Below are 20,353 nucleotides of genomic sequence, written 5' to 3'. Positions count from 1 at the left end.
CCCGCCTGAAGGGAGGGACGGCTCCATTACCGCCGAGCCTTGCCGGGGTCGTCGTAACGGTTGCTACGCCCGCTCCGGGCCGCTGACGGGCGGCCGCGGCTCCTGGCCTGGCCTCCGCGCCATGGGTCAGCTCCTGTACGGTCAAAATCCGTCTCCCTGTCCTGCTGACCATGGCTTCCGGTGTCGCCGACCAGCCCCAGACCGTGACCCCCCTGTACGGGGAGCGGGCCATCGCCGAGGCCCAGCTGGTCTGCTTCACCAACCCCCGCGAGGGTCGCGCCTACGAGGTGTCCATCGAACTGCCGGAGTTCACCTGCACCTGCCCCTTCTCCGGCTACCCCGATTTCGCCGTCCTGCGGCTGCTGTACCAGCCCGGCCCCCGGGTGCTGGAGCTCAAGGCCCTCAAGCTCTACGTCAACGGCTACCGCCACCGCTCCATCTCCCACGAGGAGGCGGCCAACCGGATCCTTGACGACCTGGTGGCCGCCTGCGATCCCCTCTGGATGCAGCTGGAGGCCGATTTCAATCCCCGCGGCAACGTGCACACCGTGGTGCGCGTCAGCCACGGCGAGCGCCGGCCCTGCTGAGTCAGGGCTGGGGTTCCAGCCGCTGCAGCAGCGCCGGCAGCTCGGCGGCGAAGGCGGTGAGGTTGCGGTTGCAGAGGCCCGCCACGTGCAGCCGGCCGCCGGGCCCATCGGCGATGGCCCAGAGCTGGCGGGTGGCCACCAGGCTCAGGGCACCGCCCGCCAGGGCGATGGCGAAGCCGGTGTATACGAGCGGCACACCGGGGTCCCGTTTGAACAGGATGCCGCTGGCGGGCAGCACGCTCGCCACCCGGATCGGCAGCCCCTTCACCTCCTGGGCCTCGCCGCCCGGCACCAGCTGGGCCAGGGCCACGCCATCGGGGCCGAACACCTGCACCGGCCCCTGTTCGCTGGTGAGGCTCAGCAGCACCGGCTCGGTGCCATCGGGGCGGGTGGGCAGCACCAGCCCCCAGAGCTGGTCGCCCAGCTGGGGGAAGGTCTGCAGGGGCAGCTCCAGCACCGGGCTGCGGCCCAGCTGCAGGCTGATCGTCGCCAGGGACCAGTCGGCCTGATACAGCGTCATGCCCCGGTAGCGCAGGGGGTGGTTGACGCTGATGGCGGCTTCGGTGGTGGTGGCCGCATCGCCGGGGGTGATCAGCCGCAGGCTGGAGGAGAACTGCTCCGGGCGGCCGGCGGGATCCCGCTGGATGCGGAAGTCGTCGAGGGCCAGGGTCACCTGGGTGCTGCCGCGGCTGTCAAGCAGTTCCAGCTCCCGGCCCGGGGCCAGGAAGCGCTCCAGCCGCTGGCCCCCCAGGGCGCCCCAGGCGGCCCCCACCATCAGCACCACCATGCCGGCATGGACCAGCAGGGGACCCACCCGGCCGAGCACCCCCCGGCGGGCCGCCAGGCGGTCGTCCTGGCGATGGATCTGCCAGCCCGCGCCGCGCAGATCGGCCTCCAGCCGCTCCAGGCCGGCGACGGGATGGTCGGTGACGAGGGTTTCGGCCACGCTCAGCTTGCTGAGCTGGCGGGGGCTGCGGTAGTCGATCCAGCGCAGCGAGGCCTGCAGGGCGGGCCACTGGCGGCGCCAGCTGCACAGGATCAGCGACAGGCCCAGCCAGGCCAGCAGGGCCAGGAACCAGCCACTGGAATACACATGATCCAGCTGCAGGCGCAGCACCCCGTCGCCGTCCAGCACCCCCAGCCAGGGGGTGGGGTCGTAGAGCTGGTGGTAGAAGCCGGCCTCCTCCTTCTGGGGAACGGCTGTGCCGATGCCGCTGGCGATGGCGATGACCAACAGCAGGCCGATCGCCAGGCGCAGGTCGGAGATCCAGGCGGCCAGGCGCTGCAGGGGGCGCCAGGGGGAGGCTGCCGTGCCGCTCATGGCAGCACCGACAGCAGGGTGAGGCCGCCGCTGGCCAGCAGCACCACACCGCTGATCGGTGGTACCCACTGGCCCAGGCGGCGCAGCTGCAGCAATCCGGGCAGGGAGGCGGCCACGGTGCCGGCCAGCAGCAGGGGCATCACCTGGCCGGCACCGAAGCAGGCGAGCAGCACCAGGCCCACCAGGGGCTGGCCGGTCTGGGCCATCCAGGCCAGCAGCACGGCCAGCACCGGGGTGGTGCAGGGGGTGGCGGCCAGGCCGAAGGCCAGGCCGGCCGCCAAAGGGGCCAGCGGCGCCGGCACCCGCCGCCGCCAGCGTTCGGGGTCGGGGCCGGCCGGCAACGGCAGCCGCAGCACACCCAGCAGGTTGAGGCCCATCACCACGGCCACGACGGCCACCAGCAGGGGCAGCTGGCCGGGGATGCGGCCGTAGAGGCGGCCCATCAGGCCGCTGGCCAGGCCGAGCAGCACCAGGGCCGCCACGATCCCAGCCGCGAAGCTGACGCTGCGCTGCCAGGGGGCACGGCCCTGGTGCTCAGCGCCGAAGCCGGCCAGGTAGGCCAGGGTGACGGGCAGCAGCGAGAGGGAGCAGGGGCCGAGGCTGGTGAGCAGGCCGCCGCTGAACACCACCGCCAGGGTCAGGGGGCCGGGGTGGGCCAGGGAGCCCTGGAGCAGCAGTTCGCTGCTGCGGGCCCAGTCGGCGAACGGCAGCCCGGGGCTGAACATGGCCGATTCAGATTGTCAGCAGGGCTCAGCCTATCGGGGCAGGCCGGGGGGCCCGCCGGCGGGGCCGGACCGGTTCGAGCCCGGAGGACTCCAGGGAGCAGCGCAGCAGCAGGCCCGCCAGGAACAGGCTGCTGAGCAGGGAGTTGCCCCCGTAGCTGATCATCGGCAGGGGCAGGCCGGTGGTGGGCATCGAGCCGCTGGCCACGGCGATGTTGAGGATCGACTGGCCCACCAGCAGGGTGGTGCAGCCGATGGCCACCAGCCGGTGCTGGTTGCTGCGGCAGGCCAGGGCCACCCGCAGGCCAACGAAGCCGAAGATCATCAGGAACAGCAGCAGCATCACCGAGCCGACGTAACCGAACTCCTCGGCGAAGACGGCAAAGATGAAGTCGGTGGTCTGGATGGGCAGGTACTGGAGCTTCTGGGTGGAGAGCCCGAAGCCCGAGCCGAGCACGCCCCCCGAACCGATGGCCAGCAGGCTCTGCACCAGCTGGTAGCCGTCCCCCTGGGCGACGCGCCAGGGGTTGAGGAAGGAGGTGACCCGATCGAGCTGGTAGGGGTTGATCATGATGCTGATGCTGCCCAGCACGATCCCGCCGCCGGCGGCCCCCAGCAGCAGCGTCAGGGGCAGGCCGCCGGCCAGGGCCATCAGCCACAGCAGCAGGCCCAGCAGGGCGGCGGTGCTGAGGTTGGGCTGCTTGAGGATCAGCAGGATCACCACCCCGAAGATGCCGATCCAGAGCAGTTTCTGGTCGAGGGCGATGCGGCGCCAGTGGGAGAAGATCACCGCCCCCTGCAGCACGATGAAGGGCTTGATCAGCTCCGAGGGCTGCAGCTGCACCGGGCCGAGCACCAGCCAGCGGCTGGCCCCGTTGACGGTGGTGCCCACCACCAGGGTGGCGGCCACCATCAGGGCCCCCACCAGCAGGGCCGGCGCCGCCAGGTGCAGCCAGCGCCGCATCGTCGTGCGCATGGCCAGCCACAGCAGGCCCCAGCTGGCCACCAGCCAGATGGCCTGGCGCTTGACGTAGTACGCCCCGTCCCCCATCTCCCGCTCCGCCACCCACCAGCTGGCGGAGGTGAGCACCAGCAGGCCCACCAGGCTCCAGAGGGCCACCAGGCCCAGCAGCAGGCGGGCCTCCGCCGGCCACTGCTGCCAGGGCAGCGGCAGCAGGCCGGCGCCGGGACGGCCGGGGAGCAGGCGGGGGGCAGGGGTGGACAAGGCCGCGGGAGGGTTCCGGGAATGGCCCATTCAGCCGTGACCGGGGTGGGTTTGTCGAGTCGCGGTGAACATTTCGCCGCCTGCGTCGCTGGCGCTGCCGGGGCCGCCCGGGCCGCTCGACGGCCACAAAAAAGCCCGGCCATGGGCCGGGCGGATGGGTGGGAACGCCGTGGGCGTCCTCAGTTGCCGCAGTTCTGCTGACGACGGCCGGTGGCCAGTTCCACCTTCAGGATCCTGCCGCCCTGCTTCATGATCCGCTGCTGCTCGGCGAACCAGCTGGAATAGGGCACCCACTTGGTGAAGTAGGTGTTCTGCAGCTCCCTCTGGCTGCGCGCCTTCTCGGGGCAGGGAATGCAGGCCGTGATCTTGAACAGGCGCATGGGGTGATCCTCGGAAAACGTGCCGTGGTGGGAGCGTTGCTGGGGATCAGTTGCCCAGGCCGGAGCTGATGTAGTCGAAGTAGACGCCCATCTCACGACCGGCATCGGGACCGACGAGGGAGGCGGTGGCTTCCTTCATGGCCTGGATCGACTGCACCGTGGCGCCGATGGGCACACCCAGGGAGTTGTAGGTCTCCTTGAGGCCGTTCAGCACGCGCTCGTCGAGAATCGACGTGTCACCGGCCAGCATGGCGTAGGTGGCGTAGCGCAGGTAGTAGTCGAGGTCGCGGATGCAGGCCGCGTAACGGCGGGTGGTGTACATGTTGCCGCCCGGACGGGTGATGTCCGAGTAGAGCAGGGCCTTGGCGACGGCTTCCTTGATGATGGCCGAAGCGTTGGCACTGATCGTGGCGGCGGCACGCACCCGCAGCTCACCGCTGGCGAAGTACTGCTCGAGGCGGCCCATGGAGCTGCCGTCGAGATAGAGCCCCTGGACGTCGGCCTGGTTGATGACGTTGGTGATGGCGTCTTGCATGGATCCTGGGTTTGATGGCTTTGGACGATAGGGAGGTGAAACCTCAGGAGAGGGCGCCGACCACGTAGTCGAAGTAGAAGCCGGCCTCTTCGGCATCGGAGCCGGTGAGGAGACCCGTGGCTGCGGTCTTCATCTCGCGCACGGCTTCCGCCATGGCTTCGAGGGGGGTGCCGAGGGCGCGATACATCTCGCGGGCCCCGATGACGCCGATCTCTTCGATCGGGGTCACATCCCCGGCGACCACGCCGTAGGTGACCAGGCGGAGGTAGTAGTCCATGTCGCGCAGGCAGGAAGCCGTCATCTCTTCCCCGTAGGCGTTGCCGCCGGGGGAGACGAGATCGGGGCGCTTCTGGAAAAGCTGGCCTCCGGCCTGCTTCACGATGCGCTCCCGGCTTTCAGCCAGGACCTGGGCGACGCGCAGACGACGCTGACCCCCTGCCACGAACGACTTGATCTGGTCAAGTTCGCCAGGGCTGAGGTAGCGGGCTTCGGCGTCCGCGTTGATGATCGAGTTGGAGACGATGCTCATGCAGTTCTGCCTCGAAACAAGCGGTCACCGTGAAGGAGACCGGTATCCGGTGGGTTAGTGGTGATCGGCTTGGCCGACCGTCGCATCATTCTGTGGCAAGGGCCGTCGCTCCCATGGCAGCCGGTAACAGTTCTTCACGGCGGATCGGGTCGCGAGATCCCTTGGCTTGCAACGGCTTTGGCCGGAGTTGTTATCACCGTCCAGGCGCAGCAATTGTTCATCTTTTCAGCTTGCCGTCCCCGGCACCGCAGGTGCATCGACAGCCCAATCTCTTCGTCTCGTTGTAGAGACGGACCAAAAGAAACCCCCCGGGTCAGACCCGGGGGATCATCGGATGCGCCGATGGGCACCCCTCAGCGGGCACCCATTATGGCCCGGGGTCTGATCAGATCGCGCCCTTCAGCGAGGGGGTGAGCCCGGCGTTGCCGCCGTAGAGGGAGGCGGTGCGGTTCACGGTCGTCAGGGGGACGCCATCCTCGGTGCCGAGGCCGCGCAGGTAGGGCACGGTGTCCTGGCCGAAGGCGGTGGCGTACTCCCGGGCGTTGAGCAGCTCGGCGACGGCGGCCTGCTGGCCGGCGGTGGCGCGGGTGGCCAGGAAGCGGCTCACTTCCGCCGGCATGGCGGCCCGGCCGAGCAGGGCCAGGTAGGCGGCGGAGGCGGCCCGCAGGGGGGCCATCCGCTGCAGCCGCTGCTGGAAGAGATCGCTGCCGGCGATCTGGGCCACGAACTCGGCCACCGAGAGCTGACCGTCGCGCAGCTGGGATTCGGGATCCATCTGGCGTTCGGCCGCGAAGGGCACCCGGTTGAGGAGCTGGCGGTAGACCGCCTGCACCACTTCCTGCACCTGGGTCTCGCTGGGATCGCGGAGCAGCTGCACGGGCCTCGACAGGCTCTGACGGCGACGGAAGCCCTGGGGGGCGCCCGGCCGCAGGGCCTTGGCCATGGCGCCGTCGGGGGCGGTGGCGGCACCGCTCAGCAGGTTGGTGCCCACCAGGGCCTTCCAGCCGCCGGCGATGCCGAGGCTGGAAGGGGCCACGAAGCCGTTGCCGGAACCGGAGCTGGGGACGCCGCTGCGCCAGACGGGGGCGGCGCCGCCACCGGGCTGCCAGGGGGACTGGCTCCAGCTGCGGGTGGGGGCAGGGGGCTGCCGGAGGGTTCCGGGACCGCTGGGTGCACCCGTGGCGGCCGTGGCTCCCTGGCCACCGGCCACCTCCGCCTTCCACTGCCCACGCACCTTGGGCCGGGCGGGCAGGTTGCGGGGGACAAGATCGCCGACGGTGCGGATCTCCTGGGCCACCGGCACGGTGGGCCGCTGCAGGGGGGTGATGTCGGCGACCGTCTCCAGGGTGCGCACCAGGCCCGGGACGCGGCGGGCGTTGCGATCGGCCGGGGTGATGAAGCGCTCGTAGGGAACGGTGTCCTCGCCGAAGCAGTCGTTGTATTCGCGGCCTTCGATCATGGCGTCGACGACGCCGTAGAAGCCCTTGCGGGCGGCGGTGTCGAAGTAGGCGTTGATCTCCCAGCGGCCGAAGGTGGGCCGGCCGAGGATGCGGCGGTGCATCACCTCGATGGCCTTGGTGATGTAGAGGCCGCTCCAGTAACGGCGACGGAAGGCATTGGAGCGGGCCACCTGGCGCACGAACTCCCGCAGGCTGATGTCGCCGTTCTCGAGCTTGATCTCCTCGACCTTGTTGCGCTCACCGGCGTAGCCGGCGGTGCCCAGCACCTGCACGTAGACCGCATTGATGACGGCCTGGGTGCTGGATTCGGTGCCGCGGATGCTGGGCTGGCCCCCCCGGCGGGGAGTGGAGCTGCCGCCGGTGGCGATCTGGCGCAGGCGCACCACCTTCGGCCCGACCCGGCGCGGGGTGGCCTTACGGAACTGGGCGCTGTCCATGGGCCCGGGCTGGGCCATGCCGTTGCCGATCAGGATCCGGCGGGTGTCGTAGCTGAAGGGGGCCGGGCGGGTGGCCACCGAGGCCGTGCTGGAGGGGAAGATCGCCCCGTAGGTGAGGGCCAGGGGATCGTTGCCGCCGCCGTAGGGATGCTGGTCGGCGAGGGGCTGGCGGTAGGAGGCGTAGAGGGTGATGTACTGGGGCGCCCCCTCGAACGGCGCACTGAAGCGGAAAAGGTTGCGGTTGGAGCCCCAGCCGGCGCTCTCCTGGGCCTCTTCGCCGATGTCGCGGAGGTAGGGGACCGTCTCCTCACCGAAGACCCGGGCGTACTCCATCCCGTTGACCAGGGCATCGACGAGGCCGTTGAGCCCCTTGGCGCTGACGATGGCGAAGTACTGGCGGAACTCTTCGATCGAGCTCACACCACGGCCGAGGAAGTGGCGGAAGGCGAGCTCCACCACCCGGCTGTTGGAGAAGCGGCCATAGAACTGGCGCCGGTAGACCTTGCTGCGGCCGAGGGCGCGGATGAACTCCCGCATCGAGAGCTGGCCCTGGCGCACCTGGGTGGCCTCCACCGGGCAGACCACCTGGGAGTAGCCCTTGACGATGTCCCGCTCGAACACCTGGCGGTAGGCGGCACGGATGACCTCGGCCTTTTCGGCACCGGAGAGGCCCGGCTTCATCACGAAGCGCTGGGCGCCTTCGGCGGCGAGGGCATAGATCGCCGGCAGCTGCAGGCCCTGGTTGACCGGGCTGCCCAGGCGGGCCCGGGTGGAAGGGGTGGGGATCTCGAGCTCCTTGAGGAGCACGTTGAAGCAGTCGATCACCAGCTGGCGGGAGTCCGGCTCCCCCTTGAACAGACCGGCCGCGGCGGCGCGCATCTCCTGCAGGGCCACGTTGGTGGCGGCCAGGGAGCAGGCCTTCTCGAGCACGTCGCGCAGGCCGCGGGTGTTCACCGCCAGGATGCTGGGATCGCCGGCGATCACGGCATAGCCCACGTAGCGGAGGAACCAGGCCATGTCCCGCAGCGACTTGCGCATGCGGGCGTTGCCGTAGATCGCCACCGAGATGGGGTTGAAGCCGCTGGGCAGCACGACCCGCACGTCGGCGTCGGCTTGGACACCCTCAAGGATGCGGCCGAGCAGACCACTGCCGCCGGAGCCCTGGGCGAAGGTGCGCACCGACCGCTGGAATGCGGCCTGGTCGGCGGCGAGGGCGACCCCATCGCCCGCTCCGGCGCTGGGCGTGCTGAGGGGGGCGTCGAGATAGGAGAGGGGCGTGCCGCCGGTGAAGATCCGGTTGGCGGCCCGGGCCACGATCGCGTCGGCGTTGGCGGAGATCCGTCGGGCGGCTTCGACGCGGATCTGGCCGCTGCGGAAGAAGGTGGTCAGGGCGTCCAGTTCGCCGCCGTCGGGGAAACGGTCCTGCTGCTCCGCTTTCCGGACGCTGGAGAGCGGCAGGGTGTCGTAGCGCTGGGGGGCGACCCTGGTGCTGCCGCTGCTGGCGGTCACGGTCATGAACGAGAGCGAGCCGGGCTGGGTCACGTTACGGCTGGCCCCCTGGCCCCCCGGGGCGGGATGAACAAATGTTTGCAGCCTTCTGAGGCGCTCACGCTGAACGGCGGCCGGCGCCGTGGAATGCTGCCGGAACCCGCACCAAGGCATTGATGGATCACCCCCCGGAGGCCCCGCTGGACGCCGCGACGCCGGTGGTGAGCGCCTTCTACGACCGCTTCCCCTACCCGGGGGACCCCCTCCAGGACGGTCCGCCGCCGGGATACAACTGGCGCTGGTGCGTGGACAGCGTGGTGGCGGCCGTGGACGGGGCCCTGCCGCCGCGGCCGCGGCCCTGGCGGATCCTCGACGCCGGCTGCGGCACGGGGGTGAGCACCGACTATCTCTGCCACCTCAACCCGGGGGCCACCGTGCTGGCGGTGGACATCAGCGCCGGCGCCCTGGCGGTGGCCCGGGAGCGCACTGCCCGCTCCGGGGCCGCCGCCCGGGTGGAGGAGCTGCGCATCGAGCAGCGCAGCCTGCTCGATCTGGCGGGGGAGGGACCCTTCGACTACATCAACTCGGTGGGGGTGCTGCACCACCTCGACCGGCCCGAGGAGGGCCTGCGGGCCCTGGTGCCCCTGCTGCGGCCGGGGGGGCTGCTGCACCTCTTTCTCTATGCCGACGGCGGCCGCTGGGAGATCCACCGCACCCAGCGGGCCCTGGCCCTGATGGGGGTGGGCACCGGACCGGCGGGTCTGCGGCTGGGCCGGGAGCTGTTCGCCACCCTGCCCGAGACCAACCGCCTGCGGCGGCACCACGAGCAGCGCTGGGCCCTCGACACCGCCGCCGATGCCAATTTCGCCGACATGTACCTCCACCCCCAGGAGACCAGCTACGACCTCGAGCGCCTGTTCCGCTTCGTTGACCAGCCCGGGATCCGCTTCGCCGGTTTCTCCAATCCCGAGGTCTGGGATCCGGCCCGGCTGCTGCAGGGGGAACTGCTGGAGCGGGCCCGGGCGCTGCCGGCGCGGCAGCAGTGGGCCCTGGTGGAGAGCCTCGATCCCGACATCAGCCACTTCGAGTTCTTCCTGCGCCGCCAGGAGGGCGACGGGGTACCGGAGGCGGCGGCCTGGAGCGACACGGCGCCGCAGGCGTTGAGCGACGCGGCCCTGCTGGCGGCCGGGGGCGAGTGCAACCGCTGCCTGTGGGGCTGGCCCTCCACGGCGCTGCTGGGCCCCGACCTGCGTCCCCTGACCCTCACGGAGGAGGAGCTGGCCCTGATGGAGGCCCTGGAGGCGGCCCCCGCCGCCACGCCGATCGGGGCGCTGCCCCTGGCCCAGGGCCCCGCCGAGCGGGTGGCGGCGGCGCGGCGGCTGCTGGCGGAGCGGGTGCTTCTGTTGCTTAAAGCCTGAACGGGCCGAGTGATAAAGTCCGCACGCCAAGACGGAGCCTCGTCGGTTGCAGGCTGCCCTGACCCCCTCCCCGGATGCCGTCCCCCCCGCGGAGACGTCGACCGAAGAGGTCGCAGTCCATCCGGCCAACGAGCCTCTCCCCCAGCCTGAACTCCCCGCCGCTCCGGCGACGGTGAACAACGGCATGGACGGTTACCTGCGGCTGCAGCGCCGGATCCTTCTTTCCACGGTCTGTGCCACCGCCCTGGCGGTGCCCCTCACGGCCCTGTGGTTCGACCTCCCCACCGCTTTCAGCCTGCTGGTGGGAGCCCTGGCGGGACTCCTGTACCTCCGCCTCCTGGCCCGCAGCGTGACCCGCTTCGGCGTCGAAACCAAGGGGGTGGGCAAGGCCCAGCTGCTGGTGCCCGTGGTGCTGGTGGTCGCGGCCGCCAGGCTCCCCGTCCTTGAGATCCTGCCCGCCGTCCTGGGCTTTCTCCTCTACAAGCCCGCCCTGATCGTTCAGGCCGTCCTCGACACCTGATACCGCTTCAGCCGCTCCGGCGGCCCACTTCAGCCGCCTTGCGGCACCCGACGTTCCGCCAGGTCCTATCCCCGATGGCTCCGTTGCCCCTCGCCCTTCCCTTCGCCGCCCTCGAGGTCGGCCAGCACCTCTACTGGCAGCTCGGCAATTACAAGATCCACGGCCAGGTCTTCCTGAGCTCCTGGGTCGTGATCGGTGCCCTTCTCGCCGTGGTGGTGGTGGGCACGCGCCGCCTGGAGCGCGACCCCCGGGGCGTGCAGAACCTGCTGGAGTTCCTCTGGGATTACCTGCGCGACATCGCCCGCGAATACATCGGCGAGAAGGCCTACCGCGACTGGCTCCCCTTCATCGGCACCCTGTTCCTGTTCATCTTCGTGAGCAACTGGGGCGGGGCCCTGATCCCCTGGAAGCTGGTCCATCTGCCCAACGGTGAACTGGGCGCCCCCACCGCCGACATCAACACCACCATCGCCCTGGCGCTGCTGGTGTCGCTGGCCTACTTCTATGCGGGCCTGAGCCGCAAGGGTTTCCGGTACTTCGAGTACTACGTGGAACCCACGCCGATCATGCTCCCCTTCAAGATCGTCGAGGACTTCACCAAGCCGCTTTCGCTCTCCTTCCGTCTGTTCGGCAACATCCTTGCCGACGAACTGGTGGTGGCGGTGCTGGCCTTCCTGGTGCCCCTGGTGGTGCCCCTGCCCGTGATGTTCCTCGGCCTGTTCACCAGCGCCATCCAGGCCCTGATCTTCGCCACCCTGGCGGCCTACTACATCGGTGAGGCCGTCCACGAGGAGCACCACTAGGTCTCCCGCTCGCCGGCCCGTTCCCTCGGTCTGGCAAACTCTCTGCGCGCAGGTCCGGCTCGATCCGGGCCCGCCTTCCCAGGTGTCCCCGGCGCAGGGTTCTCGACAAGGTTCCTTCCGCGCTTCCCCGGCGCCCCACATTTCTAACCCCACCATGGATTCCCTTACTTCCGCTGCGTCCGTCGTGGCTGCTGGTCTTGCCGTCGGTCTCGGCTCCATCGGTCCTGGCATCGGCCAGGGCACCGCTTCCGGCGGCGCCGTCGAAGGCATCGCCCGCCAGCCCGAAGCCGAAGGCAAGATCCGCGGCACCCTGCTGCTCTCCCTGGCCTTCATGGAATCGCTCACCATCTACGGCCTGGTGGTCGCCCTGGTGCTGCTGTTCGCCAACCCCTTCTCCTGATCGGAGGCCGTCGCGGGGATGACAGGGCCGCCCGTCCGTTGCGGCCCTTCTCCACCCCCGGCTCCGTCCACGCCTGCACCACCGCCCGCCTTATTGCCCCATGACCAGCTGGCTTCTGCTCGCCGAGGCAGGTGCGACCGCAGGGTCGCCCGAGGGAGGTCTGTTCGACCTCGACGCCACCCTGCCGCTCATGGCGCTGCAGGTGGTGATCCTCACCTTCATTCTCAACAGCCTGTTCTTCCGACCGGTCGGCAAGGCCGTCGAGGACCGTGAGGGCTACATCGCCACCAGCCGGACCCAGGCCAAGGAGAAGCTGGCCCAGGCCGAGCGCCTCGAGGCCGACCTCAAGGAGCAGCTGAAGGGGGCCCGCCTTGAGGCCCAGAAGGTGATCCTCGAGGCGGAGCAGGATTCCGACCGTCTCTACCGGGAGGCCCTGGCGGTGGCCCAGGCCGAAGCGATCGCCAGCCGCGAAAGTGCCCGCAGCAAGATCGATGCTCAGCGCGCCGAAGCCCTGAGCGTTCTTGAGGCCGATGCCGACAGGCTCGCCGACCTCATCGTCGACCGTCTCCTGACCGCCTCATGATGATCTCTCCGCTACTGGCCAGCCACGGCAGCTTCGGCCTCAACCTCGACATCTTCGAGACCAACATCATCAACCTGGCGATCGTCATCGCCGGGCTGACCTGGTTCCTGAGGGGATTCCTCGGCGGGATCCTGGAGCGCCGCCGCGAGCGGATCCTGGCCGAACTCAAGGATGCCGAGGAGCGCCTGAAGGCGGCCACCGCCTCCCTGGCCGAGGCTCAGAGCAGCCTGGGTGAGGCCCGCACCCGTGCCGAGAAGATCCGCGCCGACGGCAAGGCCCGGGCCGAGGCCATCCGCTTCGACAGCGAGAAGCGCACCGTCGAGGAGATGGCTCGCCTCAAGCAGGACTCCCAGTCCGACGTCGATTCGGAGATCTCCCGCGTCAGCCGTCTGCTGCAGCGCGAGGCGGCGGAGATGGCCATCGCCAAAGCACTGGTGAGCCTGCCCGGCCGCCTCGACGCCAGCGCCCAGGCCCGGCTGATCGACCAGTCCATTCAATCGATGGGGAACGCCTGATGCCTCTGCTCAATACCATCACCACCCCCTACGCCGACGCCTTCCTGCAGGTGTGTGACGCCAACGGTGACACCGAGGCGGTGATCGAACAGGCCCGGGCAATCCTCGCCCTCTGGCACGACTCCAGCGACCTGCGTGAGGCGATGGCCTCCCCCGTGCTTGAGGTCGAGGGCAAGAAGGCGGCGCTCGAGCAACTCTTCGGCGGCAGCATCTCCCCCTCCTTCCTCAACCTGCTCAAGCTCCTGACCGACCGCCAGCGCATCGGCTTCCTCGATGCCGTTCTGGAGCGGCTCCTGGAGCTCTACCGCGAGCAGAACCAGATCGCCCTGGCCACCGTGACCTCGGCGAGCCCCCTCAGCGAAGAGCAGCAGGCGCTGCTCGCCGAGAAGGCCAAGGCCGTGGCCGGCACCGACAAGGTGGAGATCAGCCTTGCGGTGGATCCCGCCCTGATCGGCGGGTTCGTCCTCAGTGTCGGTTCCCGGGTGATCGACGCCAGCCTCGCCGGCCAGGTTCGGCGCCTCGGTCTGTCGCTCGCCAACGTGAGCTGACGCCTCCCCCCTCCCCTCCCCTCCTCTCCTCACTTCATCGCCTCCCCTCCGGGGACTCCCACCCATGGTTTCCATCCGCCCCGACGAGATCAGCGCCATCCTCAAGAAGCAGATCGCCGACTACGACAAGTCGGTCTCTGTCAGCAACGTCGGCACCGTCCTGCAGATCGGTGATGGCATCGCCCGGGTCTACGGCCTTGAGCAGGTGATGGCCGGTGAGCTGGTGCTGTTCGAGGACGGCACCGAGGGCCTGGCGCTGAACCTGGAGGACGACAACGTCGGCGTCGTGCTGATGGGCGAGGGCCTGGGCATCCAGGAGGGCAGCACCGTCAAGGCCACCGGCCGCATCGCCGCCGTGCCGGTGGGCGACGCCATGCTGGGCCGGGTGGTGAACGCCCTGGGTCAGCCGATCGACGGCAAGGGTGAGATCGCCACCACCGAGACCCGCCTGATCGAGTCGATGGCGCCCGGCATCATCCAGCGCAAGTCGGTGCATGAGCCGATGCAGACCGGCATCACGGCCATCGACGCCATGATCCCCATCGGCCGCGGCCAGCGCGAGCTGATCATCGGCGACCGCCAGACCGGCAAGACCGCCATCTGCATCGACACGATCCTGAACCAGAAGGGTGAGGACGTCGTCTGCGTCTACGTGGCCATCGGCCAGAAGAACGCCTCGGTGGCCAACGTGGTGGAAGTGCTCCGTGAGCGCGGCGCCCTCGACTACACCGTGGTGGTGGCGGCCAGCGCCTCGGAAGCGGCGGCCCTGCAGTACCTGGCCCCGTATACCGGCGCGGCCATCGCCGAGTCCTTCATGTACAAGGGCAAGGCCACTCTGGTGGTGTACGACGACCTCACCAAGCAGGCCCAGGCCTACCGCCAGATGTCGCTGCTGCTGCGCCGTCCCCCCGGTCGTGAGGCCTACCCCGGCGACGTCTTCTACTGCCACAGCCGCCTGCTGGAGCGGGCCGCCAAGCTGTCCGACGCCATGGGCAAGGGCAGCATGACCGCCCTGCCGATCATCGAGACCCAGGCCGGCGACGTCTCGGCCTACATCCCCACCAACGTGATCTCGATCACCGATGGTCAGGTGTTCCTGAGCTCCGACCTGTTCAACTCCGGCCTCCGTCCCGCCATCAACGTGGGCATCTCCGTGAGCCGGGTGGGCGGCGCCGCCCAGACCAAGGCCATCAAGAAGATCGCCGGCACCCTGAAGCTGGAACTGGCCCAGTTCGACGAACTGGCTGCCTTCTCCCAGTTCGCCTCCGACCTTGACGCCGCCACCCAGGCCCAGCTGGCCCGGGGCAAGCGTCTGCGCGAACTGCTCAAGCAGCCCCAGTTCAGCCCCCTGATCCTGGCCGAGCAGGTGGCTGTGGTGTACGCGGGCGTCAAGGGTCTGATCGACGACGTGCCCGTGGAGCTGGTGCCCCAGTTCGCCCGCGAACTGCGTGAGTACCTCAAGAGCAACAAGCCCGAGTACATCAACAAGGTGCAGACCGAGAAGGTGCTGAGCGACGAGTCCGAGGCCATGCTCAAGGACGCCATCGTCGAGGTCACCTCCTCGATGCTGGCCGCCGCCTGAGGAGCCACCACCCATGGCCAATCTCAAGGCAATCCGTGACCGGATCAGTTCGGTCAAGAACACACGCAAGATCACCGAAGCCATGCGGCTGGTGGCCGCCGCCAAGGTGCGCCGTGCCCAGGAGCAGGTGCTGCGCACCCGCCCCTTCGCCGACCGTCTGGCCCGGGTGCTCCAGAACCTCGAGTCCCGCATGGGCTTCGAGGGGGCCGACTCGCCCCTGCTGGCCGAGCGCCGTCCGGTGGGCACCATCACCCTGCTGGTGGTCACCGGGGACCGGGGTCTCTGCGGTGGCTACAACGCCAACGTGATCCGCCGGGCTGAGCAGCGCTTCGCCGAGCTCAAGGGCCAGGGCTTCACGGTGGACATGGTGCTGATGGGCCGCAAGGCCATCACCTACTTCACCAACCGCTCCTACCCGATCCGGGCCACCTTCACCGGTCTGGAGCAGGTGCCCACCTCCCAGGAAGCGAACGAAATCGCCAACGAAGTGCTTGCCGAGTTCCTCTCCGCCAGCACCGACCGCGTGGAGATCGTCTTCACCCGCTTCATCAACCTGGTGAGCTCCCAGCCGGTTGTGCAGACCCTGCTGCCCCTCGATCCCCAGGGCATCGCCAGCTCCGACGATGAGATCTTCCGTCTCATCACCCGTGACGGCCGCCTCGGGGTGGAGACCGGCAAGGTGGAGAACGCCGAGCCGGCCCTGCAGCCGGACTTCGTGTTCGAGCAGAGCCCGGAGCAGCTGCTCAATGCCCTGCTGCCCCTCTACCTGGCCAACCAGCTGCTGCGCTCCCTCCAGGAAGCCGCCGCCAGTGAACTGGCCAGCCGGATGACGGCCATGAACAACGCCAGCGACAACGCCAAGGCGCTCGCCAAGACCCTCACCCTCGACTACAACAAGGCCCGCCAGGCCGCCATCACCCAGGAGATCCTGGAAGTGGTGGGTGGCGCGGCGGCGATGGGCTGACCCGCAGCTCCAGGTGGCCGGTGGCGGGATCCCGCTCCCGGCCCAGCTGCCAGCCTTCCGTCCGCGCCAGCAGCAGTTCCATGGTCGTTCGCACGCGGCTTCCGTGGCAGAGATGGCCGCCCATCGTCCGGCCCTCGGCATCCGCCACCACCAGGTGCAGGTGGGCGCCATCCCTGCTGAGGCTGCCTGCCAGCAGGATCACCTCCTGCGGACCGGCCAGCACGATGCCTGCGTCCTGATCAGCGAAGCGCAGCACCGGACTCTCCAGGCTGCCGATCCCGCAGACGACGAAGCCGCAGAGCTCCGGATCCGCCTGGGCCCGTTGTTCGAGTTCCCTGCGCAGATCCACACCCGGCGGCAGACGGAGGGGGTGGTATGTCATGGCGTGGCGTGGGCCTCCGGGGTCAGGAGCCGCAGCGGTAGCCCTTGTCGCGGAAGACCCGCAGACAGGCATCCACGACCGCGGAGTCGTAGAGGCGACCGCGGTTGGTTTCGATCTCCCTGAGGGCGGCGTCGGATCCCAGCCCGGCCCGGTACGGGCGATGGGCACACATGGACTCCACCACGTCGGCCACCGCCACGATGCGGGATTCCAGGAGCAGCTGGTCGCCGGCCAGGCCGTTCGGGTAGCCGCTGCCGTCCATCCGCTCGTGGTGTTCGAGGACGATGCGGGCAATCGGCCAGGGGAAGGCCACGTCCTTGAGGATCTCGTGGCCGGCCTCGACATGTTCCTTGATCAGGTCGTACTCGTGGCGGCTGAGCTTGGTGGGCTTGCAGAGAATCTCCGCCGGCACCGTGATCTTGCCGATGTCATGCACGGACGCCGCCAGCCGCACGCCTTCCAGTTCCTTGGGCGAAAGTCCCAGATCCGCCCCGATGGCGACCGCCAGGTTGGCCACCCGCTTCTGGTGACCGGCGGTGTAGGGGTCCCGCATCTCCGCCATCCCCCCCAGCACCGAGAGCAGCTGCCGGTAGAGGAGCTCCTGCTGTCTGAGGGTGTCGACCCATCCGGCCTCCGCCAGCTCCCTGGCGATGAGGCTGCCGAGACGGGTGGCGATCGTGTCGAGCAGCAGCCGCTCTTCCGCCAGGAAGGGGCCCTCGCCGGCCGCCTCGAAACGGTCGCTGTAGCCCACGCTCACCGAGCCGTGGAGGGTGTCCCTGACCCAGATCTCCGCGGACTGCACCGACGGGCAGCGCTCGAGATCGCCCGTCTGATAGCAGCGGTCGCCAAGACGGATTCTGGCGACGGCGCTGCCCGAATGCAGCCAGGCCTCCGGGATGGTCGCCACGATCTGCTCGAGCATGGCGTCGATCGGGCCCTGGCTCGTGCTGATGATGGATTCGATCTGCTGGAGGCAGTGGAGTTCCTTCATCCGCTCCGTCAGGGCCTGCTCCAACGGCAACGACAGGCCGGAGGGGGTGCAGGTCGCCACGGCATGGGCCGCTGACCGCGCGCCATTGGAGCCGTTTCCCTTCCCTACGGAAGCGTTCATATCCTCTTCCTTCCCAGATGAGCAGAACGGCACGAAGCGCCTGCAACGGCGGTCGGTGTGTTTCTGTTGTCTTCACGCTACACCTGTGTCAGTGACCTCGCATCTGTTTCGGTGCACGGCGAGTCACGGCCGGGCGTTCCTGCCTGGGGATTCCATGGCCCAACGCCGCGGCCGGGACCATCACGGACGCCAGCGGGGGAACGACCGCATGGCCCACCACGCTGATCCCTTCCCGCTGGAGCAGCTCGGCCTGGGTGTCGCCGTTGGGATCCCGTTTGGTCACGCCCAGGCTTCCATCTGCTGACACGACCCGGTACCAGGGGACATCCAGCTTGGCGCCGTCCTCCAGCTGGCTGAGGATGTAGGCGACATGCCGGGGCATCACCGCCAGATGCTCGCCGATGGATTGGTAAGTGGTGAGCTTCGATTCGGGAATCGACGCGACCACCGTGAGAACCTGCTTCTTGATGCGCGCAAAAGCCTCGGACTTCGCCATCGAGAACTAGCTCTGGCCGCGCAGATCGATGATCACATTACCCTTCTTCCGTCCCGTGTCGACATACCGATGGGCCGCCACGATCTGCTCGAAGGAATAGATCCGGTCGATCACCGGTTGGAACGCTCCCGTCTCCGCCAGGGCGGCAAGTTGGTGCAGATCGTCCAGCTTCACGGTCGCGGGTCCGGCGATGACGCTTCTGTCGCTCGTCAGCGACACCCACACCCCCCGGAGCATGTCTGGCAGTCCGGCCAGCACCAGCAACAGTCTTCCACCCGGCTTCAGTGAGCGCCGGCAGCGCGCGAACGGGGCATTGCCGACCGTGTCGACAATCACGTCGTAGGTGATGCCGTTCCGGCTGAAGTCGTCCCGGGTGTGGTCGATGACATGGGCCGCCCCGAGGCGGCGCACCAGATCGAGGTTCGCCGTGCTGCACACCCCGGTGACCTCAGCCCCGGCGCGGCGGGCCAGCTGGACAACGGCCGTGCCCACCGCCCCGGAGGCCCCGTTCACCAGCAGCCTCTCGCCGGGTCGCACCCTGGCCCGGCGCAGGAAATCCAGGGCCGTCGTGCCGCCGAAGCACAGCGCCGCAGCCGTTTCGTCGGAGAGGGCGGGCGGGGTGGCCACCACCAGGCCGTCCTGGGGCAGGCAGAGGTACTCCGCATGGCAGCCCAGGCGGGTATCGCTGAAGGCGAAGACCCGCTCGCCCACCCGGAATCGGCTCACCCGCGCACCCACCGCGGCGACGACGCCGGCCAGCTCGGAGCCGAGGACGGGCTGGCGGGGTTTCCGCAGGCCGAACACCAGTCGCATGATCAGCCCGAAACCCGCCGGCACCGTCAGGCTGCGAATCCGCCAGTCCGCCGAGCTGACCGTGGTGACAAGGATCCGGATCAGGATCTCATCGTCCTTCGGAGTGGGTGTGGCGAGCTCCCGGATCTGGAGCACCTCCGGCGGCCCGTAGCGTTCGGCGACAACGGCTTTCATGGCAGGGGGGTTCCGAGAAAGGAGCTGTAGGCCCTGGTGAGGGCCACCTTGCCGCCCGTTTCAACCACGGCGCCGTGGGCGACGATCACCCGGTCGAAGTCCCAGCGCAGGACGGCCCGCATGGCCCTGCGCAGCGAGGCGCGGTCGGTGGTGGCCAGGCGCTCGAGAATGGAGGGCTCCAGACGACCGTAACCGCCGCCGATGCGCGTGAGGCAGCGGGTGAGCCAGGCGGCGGAGGCATCGAAGTGGAAGGCACTGTCCGTCAGGATGAGCGTCCTGCTGGGGGTGTGGCAGAAGGCCACCTCGTGCAGCGGCGCTGGGCCGGTGGGCGTCAGGGTGTGGAGCCCGCTGAGGCTGCACAGGAGTAATCCCGGCCAGGGGGAGGGCTCTTCGGCGCTGAGCAGACGATCCAGCTCCAGATGGGGGCACTTCTGTTTCAGGCCGGGCGGACCCCAGACGGTCGCCCGGGGAAAGCGCTGGCGGAAGGCCTCGAGATGGAGATGGTGAAACGCGTTGGGCGCCACGATGTCGGTGACCACACCGATGGCGGCCAGGCCCTCTTCGAGGGCGGGGGTTGGCTGAATCGGCGAGAGGATCACCAGCCGGTTGCCGGGCTCCAGGCGGATGACGCTCATCCGGGTGCCGATGCTCAGGCCGACGTACGTCTGCGCCTGTTCGGCCACCCAGAGATCATCGGCGAGGCGGTGGAGCATGGGAAGGATGGGGATGACGCAGCACCCTGGCAAGGATGGCCGCCCCGCCCTTGGGGAAAGCCACGCCATGGTGGTCCTCATCGGCGAGGAACACCAGCGCATGGTCCGGATGGTCCGGGATCCAGGCTTCATACTTGGCCGCCCAGATCACCAGATGGGCCTCCAGCTGCGTCAGAAACAAGGCCAGTTGTCCCAAACGGCGGTGGGACGGTGGGGCGGCCCGGAAGTAGCGGTCGGAGCGCAGCCACTCCAGCAGCGATTGATTCAGGGGCCGGATCGTGTGCATCGTCATCGCCCGTATCAATCCATGCAGCTGCCGTTCCTCCTCATTCATGGCCGCGAACGTCTCCGCAAACAACCGTTCGTATCCAGGCTCCAGGGCGGCTGTCTCCGGTAGACGACTCTTCAGTTGGGCGGCCAGCCGCTTCAGCAGTTTCCGTTGGGCTGCATAGGCCGCGTCGCCGGCGCGCAACAGCGCGTAGAGCTCCGCCAGCCGACTCCGGCGTTTCTGTGCGGTTCCCCGCAGCTGAAGCACCACTTCGATGGCCGTTCTGCCCCCATAGCCCAGGGCGGCGATGAACCCCGCAAGCAGGGCCGGGGCAGCCCAGGATGGGTCGGCGGGGAGGGGCATCAATCCAGCCGGCGAA

General features: G+C 69.2%; 23 protein-coding genes. 10 read left to right on the top strand and 13 right to left on the bottom strand.

The window, feature by feature from the left end:
- Positions 1 to 170: 170 nt before the first annotated feature.
- The gene (queF, locus tag KBY81_RS05775) at positions 171 to 587 is read left to right on the top strand and encodes a preQ(1) synthase (protein ID WP_254975909.1); all 417 of its coding nucleotides are present in this window, start codon (positions 171 to 173) and stop codon (positions 585 to 587) included.
- A gap of 1 nt (position 588) precedes the next feature.
- Here queF and KBY81_RS05770 read toward each other — a convergent pair whose 3' ends face one another.
- From KBY81_RS05770 to KBY81_RS05740, 7 genes are all read right to left on the bottom strand, one after another.
- Positions 589 to 1,908, bottom strand: a complete 1,320-nt coding sequence (locus tag KBY81_RS05770; protein WP_254975908.1) for a cytochrome c biogenesis protein ResB — start codon at positions 1,906 to 1,908, stop codon at positions 589 to 591.
- Complete coding sequence (locus tag KBY81_RS05765; protein WP_254975907.1) at positions 1,905 to 2,633, bottom strand: cytochrome c biogenesis CcdA family protein; 729 nt, start codon at positions 2,631 to 2,633, stop codon at positions 1,905 to 1,907. Before KBY81_RS05765 ends, KBY81_RS05770 begins: the two co-directional genes overlap by 4 nt.
- A gap of 25 nt (positions 2,634 to 2,658) precedes the next feature.
- The gene (locus KBY81_RS05760) at positions 2,659 to 3,885 is read right to left on the bottom strand and encodes an FtsW/RodA/SpoVE family cell cycle protein (RefSeq protein WP_106220297.1); all 1,227 of its coding nucleotides are present in this window, start codon (positions 3,883 to 3,885) and stop codon (positions 2,659 to 2,661) included.
- Positions 3,886 to 4,034: 149 nt separating this feature from the next.
- Positions 4,035 to 4,235: a phycobilisome linker polypeptide gene (locus tag KBY81_RS05755; protein WP_106220298.1), complete on the bottom strand. Its 201-nt coding sequence runs from the start codon at positions 4,233 to 4,235 to the stop codon at positions 4,035 to 4,037.
- Positions 4,236 to 4,281: 46 nt separating this feature from the next.
- On the bottom strand, positions 4,282 to 4,770 hold the full coding sequence (apcB, locus tag KBY81_RS05750) for an allophycocyanin subunit beta (RefSeq protein WP_015110588.1): 489 nt from the start codon (positions 4,768 to 4,770) through the stop codon (positions 4,282 to 4,284).
- Between the two features lie 43 nt (positions 4,771 to 4,813).
- Complete coding sequence (locus tag KBY81_RS05745; protein WP_015110589.1) at positions 4,814 to 5,299, bottom strand: allophycocyanin subunit alpha apoprotein; 486 nt, start codon at positions 5,297 to 5,299, stop codon at positions 4,814 to 4,816.
- Between the two features lie 385 nt (positions 5,300 to 5,684).
- A complete protein-coding gene (locus KBY81_RS05740; RefSeq protein WP_106220497.1) occupies positions 5,685 to 8,711 on the bottom strand; it encodes a phycobilisome rod-core linker polypeptide in 3,027 nt (1,008 codons plus the stop codon).
- 149 nt (positions 8,712 to 8,860) lie between these two features.
- Here KBY81_RS05740 and KBY81_RS05735 point away from each other — a divergent pair, with 149 nt between their 5' ends.
- The 9 genes from KBY81_RS05735 to KBY81_RS05695 all read left to right on the top strand — a co-directional run bounded on the left by KBY81_RS05735 (position 8,861) and on the right by KBY81_RS05695 (position 16,017).
- Positions 8,861 to 10,102, top strand: a complete 1,242-nt coding sequence (locus tag KBY81_RS05735; protein ID WP_254975906.1) for a class I SAM-dependent methyltransferase — start codon at positions 8,861 to 8,863, stop codon at positions 10,100 to 10,102.
- A 46-nt stretch (positions 10,103 to 10,148) separates the two neighbouring features.
- Positions 10,149 to 10,622, top strand: coding sequence for an ATP synthase subunit I (locus KBY81_RS05730; RefSeq protein WP_254975905.1), 474 nt, complete (start codon positions 10,149 to 10,151; stop codon positions 10,620 to 10,622).
- 74 nt (positions 10,623 to 10,696) lie between these two features.
- A complete protein-coding gene (gene atpB / locus KBY81_RS05725; RefSeq protein ID WP_106220301.1) occupies positions 10,697 to 11,425 on the top strand; it encodes a F0F1 ATP synthase subunit A in 729 nt (242 codons plus the stop codon).
- 154 nt (positions 11,426 to 11,579) lie between these two features.
- Positions 11,580 to 11,825, top strand: coding sequence for an ATP synthase F0 subunit C (gene atpE, locus KBY81_RS05720; RefSeq protein WP_015110594.1), 246 nt, complete (start codon positions 11,580 to 11,582; stop codon positions 11,823 to 11,825).
- 100 nt (positions 11,826 to 11,925) lie between these two features.
- Entirely contained in the window at positions 11,926 to 12,408 is a 483-nt protein-coding gene (locus KBY81_RS05715; RefSeq protein ID WP_106220302.1) for a F0F1 ATP synthase subunit B', read from the top strand.
- Positions 12,408 to 12,923: a F0F1 ATP synthase subunit B gene (locus KBY81_RS05710; RefSeq protein WP_106220303.1), complete on the top strand. Its 516-nt coding sequence runs from the start codon at positions 12,408 to 12,410 to the stop codon at positions 12,921 to 12,923. Before KBY81_RS05715 ends, KBY81_RS05710 begins: the two co-directional genes overlap by 1 nt.
- Entirely contained in the window at positions 12,923 to 13,471 is a 549-nt protein-coding gene (atpH, locus tag KBY81_RS05705; protein WP_254975904.1) for an ATP synthase F1 subunit delta, read from the top strand. Before KBY81_RS05710 ends, atpH begins: the two co-directional genes overlap by 1 nt.
- 64 nt (positions 13,472 to 13,535) lie before the next feature.
- Positions 13,536 to 15,053 carry a F0F1 ATP synthase subunit alpha gene (gene atpA / locus KBY81_RS05700; RefSeq protein ID WP_106220305.1) on the top strand — a complete coding sequence of 506 codons (1,518 nt, stop codon included), beginning with the start codon at positions 13,536 to 13,538 and terminating at the stop codon, positions 15,051 to 15,053.
- A 13-nt stretch (positions 15,054 to 15,066) separates the two neighbouring features.
- Entirely contained in the window at positions 15,067 to 16,017 is a 951-nt protein-coding gene (locus KBY81_RS05695; RefSeq protein ID WP_106220306.1) for a F0F1 ATP synthase subunit gamma, read from the top strand.
- On the opposite strand, the gene KBY81_RS05690 is transcribed toward KBY81_RS05695, so the two are convergent.
- The 6 genes from KBY81_RS05690 to KBY81_RS05665 form a co-directional block, all read right to left on the bottom strand.
- Positions 15,968 to 16,399 carry a PPC domain-containing DNA-binding protein gene (locus tag KBY81_RS05690; RefSeq protein WP_254975903.1) on the bottom strand — a complete coding sequence of 144 codons (432 nt, stop codon included), beginning with the start codon at positions 16,397 to 16,399 and terminating at the stop codon, positions 15,968 to 15,970. The two genes, KBY81_RS05695 and KBY81_RS05690, sit on opposite strands and share 50 nt — an antisense overlap.
- Positions 16,400 to 16,421: 22 nt before the next feature.
- Positions 16,422 to 17,450, bottom strand: coding sequence for an HD-GYP domain-containing protein (locus KBY81_RS16605; protein WP_254975902.1), 1,029 nt, complete (start codon positions 17,448 to 17,450; stop codon positions 16,422 to 16,424).
- Positions 17,451 to 17,598: 148 nt separating this feature from the next.
- Positions 17,599 to 18,006, bottom strand: a complete 408-nt coding sequence (locus tag KBY81_RS05680) for an MGMT family protein (protein WP_254975901.1) — start codon at positions 18,004 to 18,006, stop codon at positions 17,599 to 17,601.
- Positions 18,007 to 18,012: 6 nt separating this feature from the next.
- On the bottom strand, positions 18,013 to 18,993 hold the full coding sequence (locus KBY81_RS05675) for an NAD(P)-dependent alcohol dehydrogenase (protein WP_254975900.1): 981 nt from the start codon (positions 18,991 to 18,993) through the stop codon (positions 18,013 to 18,015).
- Positions 18,990 to 19,706: a DUF4336 domain-containing protein gene (locus tag KBY81_RS05670; protein ID WP_254975899.1), complete on the bottom strand. Its 717-nt coding sequence runs from the start codon at positions 19,704 to 19,706 to the stop codon at positions 18,990 to 18,992. Before KBY81_RS05670 ends, KBY81_RS05675 begins: the two co-directional genes overlap by 4 nt.
- Positions 19,684 to 20,244, bottom strand: a complete 561-nt coding sequence (locus KBY81_RS05665; RefSeq protein ID WP_254975898.1) for a hypothetical protein — start codon at positions 20,242 to 20,244, stop codon at positions 19,684 to 19,686. The genes KBY81_RS05670 and KBY81_RS05665 overlap by 23 nt, the downstream gene beginning before the upstream one ends.
- Between the last annotated feature and the right edge of the window lie 109 nt (positions 20,245 to 20,353).

It is taken from the genome of Cyanobium sp. Lug-B (genome assembly GCF_024345635.1).
Lineage (GTDB): Bacteria > Cyanobacteriota > Cyanobacteriia > PCC-6307 > Cyanobiaceae > Cyanobium > Cyanobium minutissimum.
The sequence above is the reverse complement of the archived record's forward strand: the minus strand, read 5'-3'. Positions and strand labels throughout refer to the sequence as shown.

Excerpts from the sequence above, each read along its gene's own strand:
- KBY81_RS05680 (WP_254975901.1), bottom strand. The coding sequence starts at position 18,006 with ATGGCGAAGTCCGAGGCTTTTGCGCGCATCAAGAAGCAGGTTCTCACG.
- KBY81_RS05735 (WP_254975906.1), top strand. The coding sequence starts at position 8,861 with ATGGATCACCCCCCGGAGGCCCCGCTGGACGCCGCGACGCCGGTGGTG.
- atpE (WP_015110594.1), top strand. The coding sequence starts at position 11,580 with ATGGATTCCCTTACTTCCGCTGCGTCCGTCGTGGCTGCTGGTCTTGCC.
- KBY81_RS05745 (WP_015110589.1), bottom strand. The coding sequence starts at position 5,299 with ATGAGCATCGTCTCCAACTCGATCATCAACGCGGACGCCGAAGCCCGC.
- KBY81_RS05740 (WP_106220497.1), bottom strand. The coding sequence starts at position 8,711 with ATGACCGTGACCGCCAGCAGCGGCAGCACCAGGGTCGCCCCCCAGCGC.
- KBY81_RS05690 (WP_254975903.1), bottom strand. The coding sequence starts at position 16,399 with ATGACATACCACCCCCTCCGTCTGCCGCCGGGTGTGGATCTGCGCAGG.
- atpH (WP_254975904.1), top strand. The coding sequence starts at position 12,923 with ATGCCTCTGCTCAATACCATCACCACCCCCTACGCCGACGCCTTCCTG.
- KBY81_RS05765 (WP_254975907.1), bottom strand. The coding sequence starts at position 2,633 with ATGTTCAGCCCCGGGCTGCCGTTCGCCGACTGGGCCCGCAGCAGCGAA.
- KBY81_RS05710 (WP_106220303.1), top strand. The coding sequence starts at position 12,408 with ATGATCTCTCCGCTACTGGCCAGCCACGGCAGCTTCGGCCTCAACCTC.
- KBY81_RS05695 (WP_106220306.1), top strand. The coding sequence starts at position 15,067 with ATGGCCAATCTCAAGGCAATCCGTGACCGGATCAGTTCGGTCAAGAAC.
- atpA (WP_106220305.1), top strand. The coding sequence starts at position 13,536 with ATGGTTTCCATCCGCCCCGACGAGATCAGCGCCATCCTCAAGAAGCAG.
- KBY81_RS05670 (WP_254975899.1), bottom strand. The coding sequence starts at position 19,706 with ATGCTCCACCGCCTCGCCGATGATCTCTGGGTGGCCGAACAGGCGCAG.
- KBY81_RS05770 (WP_254975908.1), bottom strand. The coding sequence starts at position 1,908 with ATGAGCGGCACGGCAGCCTCCCCCTGGCGCCCCCTGCAGCGCCTGGCC.
- KBY81_RS05755 (WP_106220298.1), bottom strand. The coding sequence starts at position 4,235 with ATGCGCCTGTTCAAGATCACGGCCTGCATTCCCTGCCCCGAGAAGGCG.
- queF (WP_254975909.1), top strand. The coding sequence starts at position 171 with ATGGCTTCCGGTGTCGCCGACCAGCCCCAGACCGTGACCCCCCTGTAC.
- KBY81_RS05715 (WP_106220302.1), top strand. The coding sequence starts at position 11,926 with ATGACCAGCTGGCTTCTGCTCGCCGAGGCAGGTGCGACCGCAGGGTCG.
- KBY81_RS05675 (WP_254975900.1), bottom strand. The coding sequence starts at position 18,993 with ATGAAAGCCGTTGTCGCCGAACGCTACGGGCCGCCGGAGGTGCTCCAG.
- KBY81_RS05760 (WP_106220297.1), bottom strand. The coding sequence starts at position 3,885 with ATGGGCCATTCCCGGAACCCTCCCGCGGCCTTGTCCACCCCTGCCCCC.
- apcB (WP_015110588.1), bottom strand. The coding sequence starts at position 4,770 with ATGCAAGACGCCATCACCAACGTCATCAACCAGGCCGACGTCCAGGGG.
- atpB (WP_106220301.1), top strand. The coding sequence starts at position 10,697 with ATGGCTCCGTTGCCCCTCGCCCTTCCCTTCGCCGCCCTCGAGGTCGGC.